Source organism: Helicobacter sp. 13S00401-1 (assembly GCF_002272925.1).
In the GTDB taxonomy this organism is placed as follows: domain Bacteria; phylum Campylobacterota; class Campylobacteria; order Campylobacterales; family Helicobacteraceae; genus Helicobacter_I.
Map to the genome: position 1 here is coordinate 33,034 of NZ_MLAR01000008.1, position 12,881 is coordinate 45,914.

The window sequence follows — 12,881 nt, forward strand, 5'->3', positions numbered from 1 at the left end:
GCTTAATGGTGTTTTGTATTAACTTGAGTTAAAAACCAAGTAGTCCCAAAAGCAAGTGAGATGCTTTTAGAGCATCTAGTGTCATTTAAAAACTCATAAACTAACTTTCTTGGGACAAATATAACATCTATATTTTCTAACTCACTAGCATTCCCACCGCCTTCAGTCTTTTTCATACTTTCAGTAACTTCTGTGTAAAAAAGATGCTGATAAGCCCCACTTGTGCCAACCCCAGAAAAAAAGTTAAACAAAGGATACATATCTTTAGATTCTACAAAGTAACCACACTCTTCTTGAATCTCTTCTATAGCAGTTTGTTTGGGAGATTTGTTTTTATCTAAAAGCCCTGCACAAAGTTCATACATAAAACCATCTTGATTTTTTAAAAATACCGGTAGCCTAAACTGTCTAACGTAGATAAAACCATCTTTTTCTTTATGATATATAACTATGCCAACGCTATCCATGCTTTTTACGATATCCCAAGTTTTTATTAAACCCTTTTCTTCATAGCTAACTCTTTCAATCTGTAGATACTTAGAGCTACTTACTGGCTCACTCCCTAGCACTTTTGGCATTTTTGGCTTATGTAAGGTGGCAGTTTTACCTTCATAATAAATCATATTTAGCCTTTTAATCCGTTTTACATATTTTGAACTATCTTTTTCATGAAAAGATTACTACTATCTATCTTTAATACCTCAGAATCTAACTCTGCTTTTAATTTCTTAGCTAGCTTGTTAAACTCAGCTTTTTGCTTTTTATTAAGCTCAACTCTAGCTGTTTTAATACGGCCTAGTGGGTCTACTGGAACGCCATTTTTATAAACTCCAAAATGTAGATGAGGCCCAGTGCTAAGACCAGTAGAACCAACTGTGCCAATTATAGTGCCTTGTTTTACATAGCGCCCAGCTCTAGTTAGAATCTTATGCATATGAGCATATAAAGTCTTTATACCATCATTATGGGCTATTTCTACAACATTCCCATATCCGCCTTTAACCCCAGCAAAAATCACACGCCCATCAGCTGCAGCGTGGATTGGCGTACCAACATTTGCCGCAAAATCAACTCCATAATGAGGCCTTATAATCCCTAAGATTGGATGTCTTCTGCCATAAGAAAACTTTGAGCTTATACGTCTATACTTAACTGGTGTGATAAGCAAGAAGTTAGTCATCTCCTTGCCTTGCAAGTTGTAGTACTTATCATGAAAGTTTATTAAGTAGTTTGGCTGCTTGTTTGTTTCCATCATGGCTATTTTGATATTAGGCTGGCCAAACTGCCTTCCTAGTCTATATTTTCTTTCATATATAACTGCTAGTACATCATCTTTGGCTATGTACTTTTTAAAATTAACGTTGTTTTTATAAGCACTTATAAACTCTCCAGCTAAGGCTTTATCGCCTGTTGCGTCTAATAAGTCTTGATAAGGTGTGTGCTGTACTTTTAGGGCTATAACTTCATCTTTTACTATGTAGTTTATAGGGATAATAGAAAGTTTATAAGAGCCATCGCTATAGTTTATGTAGATTTGTGCGTTTTCGCTTATAGGTATAAAGGCTTGGATAAGCTTTCCACTACTATCTTTTAGCATATAGTAGTTAGCCCCTGCATAAATCTCAGCTACAAGCTCTTTATCTTCAACTGGTAGGTTGTAGTAGAGAGACTGTGGAATCTGATATCTATCAAGAAAGTTAAGTAAGCTTATACCATCATCCCATTTAGCACGAGTGCCAACTGTGGATATAAACTTATATTTGCCATTGCTATCTATATCTAAAGAGGCCTTGTTAAAAAAGTCTGTCTTATCTGTATCTACGCTGGTACTTTTTTGGCTAGTCTTGGGGCTAGTAACACTAGCTTGTAGGCCTAAAGCACAGGTTAAAAACAGTATAAACAACATTTTTTTAAACATATAATCATCCTTAACCTGTTAAATAGACGCACGATTAACATTAATTTCATATACAATTAATGTTAAATTACAGGTCTTAAGTATTGCACATTTTTGTGGATTTAGGATTATACTTTAATAATGCTTACATCCTTACAACTTAAAAAGGAGTATAAACTCATATGAAAGACTTTATATACCCAACTATCATATTTATAATATTCTTATACGTCTTAGCCTTCATGCTAATTTACACCTATAAAACCGCTCCAACCCCACCAACTTTTATTAACAACAGCACTGGCACGGTAAATGTAAAAGATTTACAAAATGAGTTAATAAAACAACTTAAGATAAATTAGAATATGCCGATATATGTACAGTTTATAGAATCTAAGGATGAACAATGAGAGTAGGACACAGCGCAAATGGCGTATTTAACGAAGGCTTAACAAAACCACAAGATAAAAAAGTAGAAAACACTAAAGTTGATGAACATATCGCTGCAAAAAAAGCTAGTGATGAAGTTGCAAGCAACAAAGTAAGTGATATAAAAGAAGCTATAAAAAATGGTACCTATAAAGTTGATATGGATGCCACAGCTGATAAGATGGCACAAAGTTTGCTTTCTTAAGTTATCAAACTTAAGGAAAACTTATGCTAAAAAACTATCTTGAAGGCGCGATTAAAGACTTGCAAAATCTTATAAGCTACACTTATGAAGATATAGAAGACATAAAAGTTGCAAACAACCATAGTATATTTGAACGCAACATTATAAAATCCTCTCTCATAAAAGAGTTCGAAACTAAAAAAAGTCTTATAGATGACCAGATGGTGCTACTCATGCAGACTAATCCAGACAAACCACTAAGTGAGTTAATAACCCCAGAGATAAGCACTCTTTTAGTCTCTATGAGGCAAAACCTTGAAGCCCTAAAAGACATCAACACAAGATATGCCAGGATGGTCTTTGCAGTAAGTGAGTTTTATACATCTTTAGTAGAACAACTTTTCCCAAAAGAAAAAGCAGACTATAAAGGCAGTATGGTACAAAGTAGTCTTTTAAGCCTTCAAGCCTAAGTTTATAGATCACTTTTTAATATTACAAAAACTTGGAATCTTTTTAGATTCCAACTCTTTTTAAACATTTATAAAAATCCTTTATCTAAAACTTTATTCTCTTATTTCATAAAAGTACGCATACTAATAGACTATACAAAAGCTTTAAAAAATATACAGAAAAATAAAAAGTAGATAATAAAAAATGAAGTAAAGAAAGCTTAAAAAAGATAGTCAGAAAAGCTAGCTAGTTAAACTAGCTATACTTAAAACTTACCTAACTTACAAAAAGATTATTTGCTGCCTATCTTTCTTTTGTAAGTTCTTAAAGTTGAAGCTGCAACTTTTATCTTAATTCTTGTGCCATCATCTGTCATGATACGTACTGTCCTAAGATTAGGAAGGCTTCTTTTCTTGGTCTTGTTATTGGCGTGGCTTACGTTGTTTCCACTTAAAACACCCTTGCCACTTAAATCACATCTTCTTGCCATTGTGCGTCCTTTGCTGTTTGTTTAACTCTAAAAGCTTCTATTATATCAAAACTATGCCTTACTTTGCAGTCTCTTTAACTCTTTTTCAAACTTTTTCCGCTTTATGATAGAAAGCTTATCTACAAAGAGTATACCTTCTAAGTGGTCGTTTTCATGCTGCAAGGCTACTGCTAAAAAATCTTTAGCTTCCATCCTCTTTCGCTCACCAAATCTATCGCTATATTCTAAAACTACACTTTCATATCTTTTTATCTCTTCATAAAAACCAGGCACTGATAGGCAACCTTCATTCCACATGATCTCACCTTGCTTATCTATAAAGACTGGATTTATAAACTCTAGCAAGTCTTCTTTATATTGTATGTCGTCTTCATCTTCATTCTCACTAGGTCTTGGTAGATTAACTATAAAGATTTTTAGAGGCTTTGCTACTTGTATAGCCGCAAGCCCCACACCTTTTTTAGCTATCATAGTCTCATACATAGAATCTAAAAATTCATGTAATTCACTATCAAACTTCTCAACCTCTTTTGACTTCTGTCTTAATCTAGTATCTGGATATTTGACTATATCTAGTATCATTTTTAAACCTTCACCTTTAACTTAAAGCTTTTTAACTTCGTATTTTAAGGTATATTATAAAACTAATACAAGACTTTAAGCTAAGTTAGTGATAAAAATTATCATTTATGTATCTATTAAGGCTTAATTATGCAAACTCTTAAGGCTATAAAGCCTTACTTATAAGACTTTATAGCTAGCAATACTTAACTAAACACAAAAGGCATTTTTGCATTACGCTCTATAACTTCACCTACTTCAAAACATATATCCTCTCTAAACTCATCTGCAACTATCTGCACACCTTCAGGGATATTACCTAGACTACCTTTGCGCAGGCCTGTAGGCACACTCATTATAGGAAGACCTAGTGTAGTTGTTGCCATTAGTGGGGACTGTATCTCCATAATGTGTTTCATAACACTAGGACCTTTTGTATCTTCTCCCCAAAGCATAGGATCTTCTAAAGAGACAGGCAGCATCAAAGCGTGATACTTTTCAAAAAGCACACGCATATTTCTACGTAAAGTCTCTCTGTTTGCTATAGCCATCATGTACTGACCCATATCTGTTTTTGGAGTGTTAGCTATCATAGATTTAACAGCACTTAACACTTCTTTAGAGCCCACTTTTTTAACTTCAGGAAGCATAAAAAGACTAACTTCATTCATAACTACCCTAGCCCATATATCCATAGCTTCTGTTAAAAATGGTAAGGAGATAGGCTCTATGATGTAGCCTTCTTTACTAAGCCAAGTGGCAGTTTTTTTAAGGTTATCTTTAATAGCAGAATCCATTTTTAAACCCGGATAATCCATAAGCACACCTATTATCTTAGTGTCAACCTTAAAGTCTTTTTCCTTAAAAGCAACATCTACACTATTAGGATCAAACACACTTGCTTTTGCTAATCCTCTAAATCCCATCTCACAGTCCCTCACACTTCTAGCTAGTGGGCCATCTACAGTAAAAAACTGTGCTGAGAAAGTCTTTTGATCTGGACTTGAAGGGTTAAATCTAGGCACGCGACCTGGCGTTGTACGCAAACCCACACAACCACAAGCATAAGCTGGATAGCGTATAGAGCCTGCTATGTCATTACCATGAGCGATAAAGCCCATGCCACTTGTTGTAGCTGAAGCTGCCCCACCACTTGAGCCCCCACAAGTTATAGCTTTATTCCAAGGGTTGAGTGTCTTGCCAAAGAGGGGATTTTCTGTAAACCAGCGGAAAGTAAACTCAGGAACATTAGATACTCCAACTATTATCGCACCATCTCTTACTACGTTTTCCACTAGGGCTGCATTATGTTTTGAGATGTTATTTTTAAAAGCCACTATGCCATCTGTGTTAGCAACTCCTTTTACATCAGTGTTATTTTTAATGCTAATAGGCACGCCATGAAGTGGAGAAAGATAGATTCCTTTTGCTAATAACTCATCTGCATAACGCGCATTAGCAAGGGCTTCTTTTTCTAAAACAAAGGCTAAAGAGTTATACTTTTTATTAGCCACCTTTATGCGTTCAATCACGCTTTTTGTCACTTCAACGCTTGATACCTTCTTATTTCTAATAGCATAGGCTACTTGGTAAGCATCCCACTGCCACATAGGAGTACTAGGCAGTTCTAGCTTAGCTTCTCCCATAGACCTAGTAGAATCTTTGCTAGTCATGCTTGACATTTTAGTGGCACTTGATGAAGAGTTTAAATCCTTAGCAAAAGCGGTACTTGCAAGCAATGAAGCACCTACTCCAAGTGATCCTAGTTTTATAAATCCACGTCTATCCATAATCATCCTTTTACCATCACCCTTTTGGGCAAGATGTATGTACTAGTGTAATCTTTTAGTGTTTAGATTCTGTGGAGTTTATATAAAAAGTTCTTAAGCTTTTAGATTTTTAAAAAGACTGTCTAGAAAAGATTATATTTTCAAGAAAGCTAAGGTTTTGGCTTGATACTAGATGCGTAGTGCCTTGTAGTTTTTCACCAGTTAATATACACAAACCAAACAATAACACGCAGTGCTGTCATGGCAAAAGGTAAAGTCTTGTGGCAATGACAGATTGCAAAGATTACAAGAAAAAGTAATACTGCCTATGCTATACAATCATTTCCAATAGGCAGTTCCAATTTCTTTATACTATTAGCTAGCTTTTATCCCAACGCTTTCTTTTTCGCACTGTTTATTATTTGTGTGCTTTTTAAGCAAAGTGCAAGCTTCCTTGAAGAGGGAGGGGGGATTATCCCCTCCTCACTCCCGCAAAGCCTGCGAAAGTATAAGCTTCCTTGAAAACGAAGTTTCCTTGAAAAATCACGCGCTCGCACTACTGCTTCTTTTTTTTCATGATTTTTATCACCACGAAACAAAGCGAGAATACCTTTGGCTTAAAAAATTATAATTATTGAAGGTTTAATTGTATATAGATAGCTATCAAAAACGATCCTATAAGAAATCAATCTTATTAGTTTAAAAACTGCTATCAAAATAAGTAATGTGATGTGAAAAAAGTAAAAGTAGAATGTTTAAAAAATGGGGCGGAGGGGCTAATCTTAAGCCGTTTAAAAAGCTTTTGTAAAAAGACTACGCTTTGAACGCAGTCTTTTCATCTTATAGTGTTATAAAAAACGCTTTATTTTATAGCAGCCTTAGCCTTTGCTACGATGCTTGCAAAAAGTGCTGGGTCATTCATAGCCATATCAGCTAATACTTTCCTGTCTAACTCGATATTTGCTAGCTTTAAGGCGTGCATAAATCTTGAGTAGTTTATGTCATTCATCTTGCAAGCTGCATTAATCCTTGTAATCCAAAGAGATCTAAAGTTTCTTTTCTTTTGTTTTCTATCACGGAAGGCATAGTACATACTTCTTTCAAGCTGTTCTTTTGCCTTTCTAAAGTGCTTTCTTCTTCCGCTAAAAAAACCTCTAGCAAGCTTTAAGATCTTCTTATGTCGTCTTCTTCTGACAACGCCTGTCTTTACTCTCATTTCGTTTCCTTTCTTTACCTTATAGTGATACTAGGTGAAGTGCTTATAAAAGCACAAACTTTCCTTTATTAAAAAGGGTAGGTGGCCTTACACTAGTTTAAGTGTTTAATCTATCTCATACAGAGTAGATTTTTTACAGAATCTAGATTTGTCTTATCTACGTAATGCGGTGCATTTAAGTTAGCTTTACGCTTATGACTTTTTTTAGTCAAGATATGACTTTTGAAAGCACTACCACGCTTAATAAGATTTTTTTTGACCTTAAAGCGTTTCGCAGCGCCTCTGTTAGTTTTCATCTTTGGCATTGTCTTCTCCTTTCGTAAGTTGGATGCTATTAAAAGCTTCTTCGCTCTTTTTTTCTTCTTTTTTAGATTCTTTTTGCTCTTTATTTGGAAGCATTAAGACATTAACATAGCGCCCTTCAACTTTGGGCTCTTTGTCCATGTGAGAGATATCTTCTACTAGGGCTATAACTTTTCTTATCACAGCAAAGCCAGCACTTGGATCACCCATCTCCCGTCCACGCAAAAAGACTTTAAACTTAACATGCTTTCCATCATTTAAAAACTCTATGGCATGTTTAACTTTGTAGTTAATATCATTTTGTGCTATATGGGTTGAAAGTTTAATCTCTTTTACTTCAATTTGCTTTTGTTTTTTCCTGGCTTCTTTTTGCTTTTTTTCTGCTTGATACTTAAATTTACCATAGTTCATGATCTTGCATACTGGTGGTTTAGCATTAGCAGATATACAAACCAAGTCAAGTCCTGCTTCCCTTGCAAGCTTTAAAGCCTCATAAGAGCTTATAAGACCTTTTGGTGTGCCATTTTCGTCTATGCATCTAACTTGCTCGAATCTTATATCTTCATTTATTAATGCTTCTTCTTTCAAAAAGTAACCTCGCTATTTAATTTTACTATTTTTTCTAAAAAGTCTTTTTTGCTTAGTGTGTACTGCAGACTTTCTCCTTTTTCATTTTTTTCTGTCCTATCTCTAATAGATAGCAAATCCTCTGTTACCTCTTTCTCACCTAAGATAACAAGTAGTGGGATTTTTTGCTTTTCAGCAGTTCTTATTTTCTTGTTTAAACTTTCATCCTTAGTTGTTACATAAGCATAGATTCCAAGCTTTTTAAGTTCAGATTCTAACTTCTGTGCATAGTCTAACTGCTCACTCCCTATAGGGATAATTTGCACTTGTGTTGGTGCTATAAAGAAAGGAAACTCTCCGCCAAAGTGTTCAGTTAAGATGCCGATAAAGCGCTCAAAACTTCCAAGCAAGGCCCTATGTATCATGACGGGTTGTTCTTCTTTATTATCACTACTTACATAGCTTAGATTAAACCGCTCTGGCAAGTTCATATCTATCTGTATAGTACCACACTGCCACTTTCTTTTTATAGAATCTGTTATCTTTATGTCAATTTTTGGCCCATAAAATGCCCCACCGCCCTCATCTATCTCATAAGGTATACCATTTTTTTCTAGTGCTATCCTTAAGGCTTCAGTGGCTTTTTCCCAAACACTATCTTCACCTATAGCCTTTTCTGGTTTAGTAGCAAGCTGCATCTCATAGCTAAAACCAAAAGATTCCATGATATTTTTAGCTAGCTCTAAAATATTAGTTACTTCAGATTCTATTTGATCTGGTGTGCAAAAGATATGTGCATCATCTTGAGTGAACTCTCTAACCCTTAAAAGTCCATGTAAAACACCACTTTTTTCATGCCTATGTACTACACCATACTCGTAAAATCTTAAAGGCAACTCTTTATAACTTCTAATGCTTGATTGATAAACTTTTATGTGCCCTACACAGTTCATAGGCTTAATGCCATACTCCACTTCATCAATCTGAGTAAAGTACATATTTTCACCATAGTTTTGATAGTGCCCACTTATAGTCCAAGCTTCACTTTTTAAAATCTCAGGTCCACGAACTGGCTCATAACCATTTAGCAGCAAAGATTTAGTTAGTAAGTCTTCAAGGCGTTTTCTTAGGCGAGAGCCATTAGGCAGCCATATAGGAAGGCCAGCACCTATATCATCATCAAAGGTAAAAAGTTTTAGTTCAACTCCTAGCTTTCTATGGTCTCTTTTTTTAGCCTCTTCTAACATATGAAGATGCTCTTTTAAACTTTCTTTATCCGCAAAAGCTATGCCATAAATACGAGTTAGCATCTCTTCTTTTTCATCCCCATTTAAGTAGGCACCAGAAAGTTTTATAAGTTTAAAGGCTTGAAGTAGTTTTAAGTTAGGCAAGTGAGGACCACGGCATAAGTCTTCAAACTCACCTTCAGCACTCTCTTGGACATAGATACTTAACTCATCACCCTTAATATTTTTCATAACAGCTTGCTTTAAGGAATCTCCCTTAAATCTTTCTTCAGCCTGGGTGCGAGTTAGCTCTTTTTTGATTATAGGACCGCCTTTTTTGGCTATGTCTTTCATTTTAGATTCTATTTTTGCTAAGTCTGCTTCAGTTATCTTTTCTTTAGTTTTAAAGTCATAATAAAACCCTTCATCCACATTAGGCCCTACGAAAAATTCAGCATCTGGATAAAGAGCTTTTATAGCTTGTGCCATTAAATGTGCGCAGGTATGCCTTATAATATTTAAAGAATGTATTGAATTATCAAAATATAAAGTTTTTAAGTCATTTTGTGCAGTTGGGTTATAACTTTGTGTATCTATAATTTCATTGTTTTTATTAATATAGCCTATAACTTCTTTTTGCAATGAATTCTTCCTCAATTAATTAAGTGGTGATCACGACTAGGATTGAACTAGCGACCCCTACCATGTCAAGGTAGTGCTCTACCACTGAGCTACGCGATCACTTTAGAAAAAGTCACATTATAACCAAAATATATATTAGCAATTAGATTTTTGCTAATCATCTTCGTTAAATTCCCTTCTCCTAAAACCCTTACTTTTAGCTAGATCCTTCCCATCTCCCAAAAACTCATGCAAATCTTTATACTCTTCCTTAGTTAAAAAGCGAGTTTTTCCAACTGGCAAATTATTAAGGCTAATAAAGCCATAGCTTACGCGTTTTAAATCTAAAACATTAGCCTTAAAGTAGGCAAAAAAGCGTCTTAACTCTCTATTTTTACCTTCACTTAAACTTACTTTTAGTCTTGAAAAATTATCACTACTTTTAGTTATCTCATAACCATCAAACTTAAAATGCATAGAAGTTATAAGGCTTTTTTCATGCCCACCAGCACGTGCATCTTCTATATCTAAGCCATCACTTACTGCGATATTTAGCCCTTCAATGATCTCTTTACTTATCTTAGAATCTATTTTTATAATGTACTTTCTAATAAGACTAGATTCCATTAACTTGCTAGCTACTCGCTTAGAATCACTTAGCAGTAAAAGCCCCTCACTTGCATAATCAAGCCTTCCAACTGGTGTAAAAAACTTATATCTTGAACTAAGAGAATGAAAGATAGTCTTTCTACCTTGTGGGTCAGTTTTGCTTACTATCTCCCCTTTTGGCTTGTTATAGACTATGACCGTGTAGTTTGTGATATCAAATATAGGCTTATTATTAATCGTTAGCTTAAACTTGCCAGTTGGCAAGGGAGTAGTTGGAGTAACTACTATCCCATTAATCTTAACCCTGCCTTCACTTAAAAGTAAGTCTGCAGTCTTTCTAGAGTAGTTAGAATTATTGGCTATGTACTTATTTAGTCGCATATTTTAGAGATAAAACTAGTACTTTTTAGATCTTGAAGCTCCCCTACTAAAGCTTTCGCCTTTTTGGAACTCCTTCCTACCGCTACTTTTTTTAAAGTCTCTATCCCCACTTCGTTCACTTCTTTCGCCACCTCTATCACTTCTCCTATCACTTCTACCTCCACTGCTTCCGCCTCCACTTCCAAAGCGTCTGCCACTGCCTCCACTGCCTCTTCTATCATGAGACTTAAAGTCGCCTCTTTTTTTAAGGTCTTTTACGAAGCTTGCTTCAAAGTCTTTTTTACTCATGCCAATTTTTGCGCTATTAGAAAAGTTAAGGCTTAAAAGTCTAAGTATAAGCTGGGCGTTATCTATCTTATCTTTTATGCTTTCATAACAAAGGATGGCATCATCAGTTACTTTAGCAGATAGAATCTTATTTATAAGCTCATCATTACTAACTGCTGGGATTTCATAAAGCTCTAAAGTAGAACTAATCTCAGCTTGGATTCTTTTTAACTCTTTATACTCTAAAGGTGTGGCAAGAGTTATAGCAACGCCTTTTTTACCTGCCCTTCCAGTACGACCTATCCTATGCACATAAGATTCTATGTTTAGTGGCATATGGTAGTTAAAAACATGGCTTATATCGCTTATATCAAGCCCACGTGCTGCAACATCTGTAGCCACTAAGATATCACTATCATTTCTTTTAAAAGATTCTATAGCAGATCTCCTAGCACGCTGATCCATATCACCATGAAGCGCTACAGACTTATAACCTTTGTTTTGCAAATAGCCATTTACCTCATCTGCTTCTCTTTTAGTTCTTATAAACACTAAGCTCTTGCCTGGGGCTTCAGTGTCTATAAGTCTAGTTAAAGCGTCATTTCTCTCATTATCATTTATGATGTAGTAGCGTTGGGATATATCAGTATTAGTAACATTAGTTGAAGTTATCTTAACTAACACAGGCTCACATAAAATCTTATCTGCAAGCTGCTTTATACGACTTGGCATAGTCGCACTAAAAAGTAAAGTTTGTATGCTATTAGGTATATAACTAAATATCTCTTCTATATCATCTATAAATCCCATATCTAACATCTCATCACTTTCATCTAAGACGATGATTTTAGGATTAAAGTTCTTGATATGGCCATGTTTTAAGTGATCTAGTAGCCTACCTGGTGTTGCTATCATAACTTGTGGATTTTTTTCTATAAGCTCAACTTGTCTTCTTATACTTTGTCCACCATAAACACAAACTGTTTTAGTTCTTAAAAACTTTCCAAGCTTGAAAACTTCATCGCTTATTTGCATGGCAAGCTCTCTAGTTGGAGTGATAACTAAAGCTTCTATGCCGCAGTTTCCTTCTAGCATATTTAATATAGGAAGGGCAAAGGCTGCGGTTTTACCAGTACCTGTTTGAGCTTGAGCTATAACATCTTTTCCTTCTAATATAGGTGGTATGGCTTTTTCTTGGACGGGAGAAGGTGTGCTAAACCCTGCTTCTTTCACACCATTTATAACTTGCTCTTTTAAACCTAATGCTTTAAATGCTTCTAGATTGCTCTCACTTGAGCCTATCGTACTACTCTCTAGTAGATCTTGATTTGACATATATTCTCTCTTGTAATTTCTGGATTTGCATAAGATTATAACCTAGATTGACATAAATCATATAAACTTTATGAAGTTATGAGATAAAAATGCATTTTTCTATTGACATGGGTGGATTTTTTTTATACAATCTCCACTTTTAATCAACAAAAATTCATTCTGGATTAGCTCAGCGGTAGAGTAGGTGGCTGTTAACCACTTGGTCGTAGGTTCGAATCCTACATCCAGAGCCAGTATAAAATCCCCTTTAAACTTAAATTTCTCCCAAACAATCATTTTACGAACCATCCCTAGTTATAACAAAAGTTACAACAAATCATTTTTTGGTATAGTGCAATAGGTACTAAAGCTTAGATTCTAGCTCTAATCTCTATTTAAGCAAAAATACAAGAAAAAACAAAAACAAACTACCATTTTAAAGAGGATTGCAATGGTGCCTTTTGTATTTTATAAATACAGAAAAGAGCTTTTTGGCAAACAAGATTCTAAACAAACATAAAAAGTTTATCTTACATCTAAGCCCTTAGAATTTAGATGTATCTTAACACTCCTAAGAGGCAAAATATCTTATAATCT

The 12,881-nt window shown here is 35.0% G+C and carries 13 protein-coding genes, 2 tRNA genes and 1 pseudogene; 4 read left to right on the top strand and 12 right to left on the bottom strand.

Going from position 1 to position 12,881, the window contains the following annotated elements; all coding sequences use genetic code 11:
* Positions 1 to 2: 2 nt before the first annotated feature.
* A complete protein-coding gene (locus BKH43_RS05395) occupies positions 3 to 623 on the bottom strand; it encodes an NUDIX domain-containing protein (protein ID WP_095229384.1) in 621 nt (206 codons plus the stop codon).
* 20 nt (positions 624 to 643) lie between these two features.
* Positions 644 to 1,918 (bottom strand): peptidoglycan DD-metalloendopeptidase family protein, encoded by a 1,275-nt coding sequence (locus tag BKH43_RS05400; protein WP_253248056.1) that lies wholly within the window; start codon positions 1,916 to 1,918, stop codon positions 644 to 646.
* Positions 1,919 to 2,079: 161 nt separating this feature from the next.
* Between BKH43_RS05400 and BKH43_RS05405 the strand changes: the two genes are divergently transcribed.
* Genes BKH43_RS05405 through BKH43_RS05415 form a run of 3 tightly spaced genes read left to right on the top strand, consistent with a single transcriptional unit; the run spans position 2,080 to position 2,980 of the window.
* Positions 2,080 to 2,259 (top strand): hypothetical protein, encoded by a 180-nt coding sequence (locus tag BKH43_RS05405; RefSeq protein ID WP_095229387.1) that lies wholly within the window; start codon positions 2,080 to 2,082, stop codon positions 2,257 to 2,259.
* A 44-nt stretch (positions 2,260 to 2,303) separates the two neighbouring features.
* A complete protein-coding gene (locus tag BKH43_RS05410) occupies positions 2,304 to 2,531 on the top strand; it encodes a flagellar biosynthesis anti-sigma factor FlgM (protein WP_095229390.1) in 228 nt (75 codons plus the stop codon).
* Between the two features lie 23 nt (positions 2,532 to 2,554).
* Positions 2,555 to 2,980: a hypothetical protein gene (locus BKH43_RS05415; protein WP_095229392.1), complete on the top strand. Its 426-nt coding sequence runs from the start codon at positions 2,555 to 2,557 to the stop codon at positions 2,978 to 2,980.
* Between the two features lie 272 nt (positions 2,981 to 3,252).
* Here BKH43_RS05415 and rpmB read toward each other — a convergent pair whose 3' ends face one another.
* The 10 genes and pseudogenes from rpmB to BKH43_RS05470 all read right to left on the bottom strand — a co-directional run.
* Positions 3,253 to 3,450 (bottom strand): 50S ribosomal protein L28, encoded by a 198-nt coding sequence (gene rpmB, locus BKH43_RS05420; RefSeq protein WP_095229394.1) that lies wholly within the window; start codon positions 3,448 to 3,450, stop codon positions 3,253 to 3,255.
* 51 nt (positions 3,451 to 3,501) lie between these two features.
* Positions 3,502 to 4,032, bottom strand: coding sequence for a peptide deformylase (gene def, locus BKH43_RS05425; RefSeq protein ID WP_095229396.1), 531 nt, complete (start codon positions 4,030 to 4,032; stop codon positions 3,502 to 3,504).
* A gap of 185 nt (positions 4,033 to 4,217) precedes the next feature.
* On the bottom strand, positions 4,218 to 5,801 hold the full coding sequence (locus BKH43_RS05430; protein WP_172402324.1) for an amidase: 1,584 nt from the start codon (positions 5,799 to 5,801) through the stop codon (positions 4,218 to 4,220).
* Positions 5,802 to 6,642: 841 nt separating this feature from the next.
* On the bottom strand, positions 6,643 to 6,996 hold the full coding sequence (gene rplT / locus BKH43_RS05440; protein ID WP_095229402.1) for a 50S ribosomal protein L20: 354 nt from the start codon (positions 6,994 to 6,996) through the stop codon (positions 6,643 to 6,645).
* Between the two features lie 110 nt (positions 6,997 to 7,106).
* Positions 7,107 to 7,301 carry a 50S ribosomal protein L35 gene (gene rpmI / locus BKH43_RS05445; RefSeq protein ID WP_095229404.1) on the bottom strand — a complete coding sequence of 65 codons (195 nt, stop codon included), beginning with the start codon at positions 7,299 to 7,301 and terminating at the stop codon, positions 7,107 to 7,109.
* Positions 7,282 to 7,887 carry a translation initiation factor IF-3 gene (gene infC, locus BKH43_RS05450; RefSeq protein WP_095229406.1) on the bottom strand — a complete coding sequence of 202 codons (606 nt, stop codon included), beginning with the start codon at positions 7,885 to 7,887 and terminating at the stop codon, positions 7,282 to 7,284. Before infC ends, rpmI begins: the two co-directional genes overlap by 20 nt.
* Positions 7,884 to 9,734, bottom strand: coding sequence for a threonine--tRNA ligase (thrS, locus tag BKH43_RS05455; protein ID WP_095229408.1), 1,851 nt, complete (start codon positions 9,732 to 9,734; stop codon positions 7,884 to 7,886). Before thrS ends, infC begins: the two co-directional genes overlap by 4 nt.
* A gap of 24 nt (positions 9,735 to 9,758) precedes the next feature.
* Positions 9,759 to 9,833, bottom strand: a tRNA-Val gene (locus BKH43_RS05460).
* 54 nt (positions 9,834 to 9,887) lie between these two features.
* Positions 9,888 to 10,703 carry a pseudouridine synthase gene (locus BKH43_RS05465; RefSeq protein WP_095229410.1) on the bottom strand — a complete coding sequence of 272 codons (816 nt, stop codon included), beginning with the start codon at positions 10,701 to 10,703 and terminating at the stop codon, positions 9,888 to 9,890.
* A 237-nt stretch (positions 10,704 to 10,940) separates the two neighbouring features.
* Positions 10,941 to 12,233: pseudogene (locus BKH43_RS05470) on the bottom strand (DEAD/DEAH box helicase); the annotation flags it as partial.
* 230 nt (positions 12,234 to 12,463) lie between these two features.
* Here BKH43_RS05470 and BKH43_RS05475 point away from each other — a divergent pair.
* Positions 12,464 to 12,538 (top strand) — tRNA-Asn (locus tag BKH43_RS05475).
* Positions 12,539 to 12,881 lie beyond the last annotated feature (343 nt).

Bases quoted from the DNA above. Each gene is read 5' to 3' on its own strand.
- BKH43_RS05400 (WP_253248056.1), bottom strand. From the start codon at position 1,918: ATGTTTAAAAAAATGTTGTTTATACTGTTTTTAACCTGTGCTTTAGGC.
- BKH43_RS05415 (WP_095229392.1), top strand. From the start codon at position 2,555: ATGCTAAAAAACTATCTTGAAGGCGCGATTAAAGACTTGCAAAATCTT.
- rplT (WP_095229402.1), bottom strand. From the start codon at position 6,996: ATGAGAGTAAAGACAGGCGTTGTCAGAAGAAGACGACATAAGAAGATC.
- BKH43_RS05405 (WP_095229387.1), top strand. From the start codon at position 2,080: ATGAAAGACTTTATATACCCAACTATCATATTTATAATATTCTTATAC.
- BKH43_RS05410 (WP_095229390.1), top strand. From the start codon at position 2,304: ATGAGAGTAGGACACAGCGCAAATGGCGTATTTAACGAAGGCTTAACA.
- rpmI (WP_095229404.1), bottom strand. From the start codon at position 7,301: ATGCCAAAGATGAAAACTAACAGAGGCGCTGCGAAACGCTTTAAGGTC.
- BKH43_RS05465 (WP_095229410.1), bottom strand. From the start codon at position 10,703: ATGCGACTAAATAAGTACATAGCCAATAATTCTAACTACTCTAGAAAG.
- def (WP_095229396.1), bottom strand. From the start codon at position 4,032: ATGATACTAGATATAGTCAAATATCCAGATACTAGATTAAGACAGAAG.
- rpmB (WP_095229394.1), bottom strand. From the start codon at position 3,450: ATGGCAAGAAGATGTGATTTAAGTGGCAAGGGTGTTTTAAGTGGAAAC.
- BKH43_RS05430 (WP_172402324.1), bottom strand. From the start codon at position 5,801: ATGGATAGACGTGGATTTATAAAACTAGGATCACTTGGAGTAGGTGCT.
- BKH43_RS05395 (WP_095229384.1), bottom strand. From the start codon at position 623: ATGATTTATTATGAAGGTAAAACTGCCACCTTACATAAGCCAAAAATG.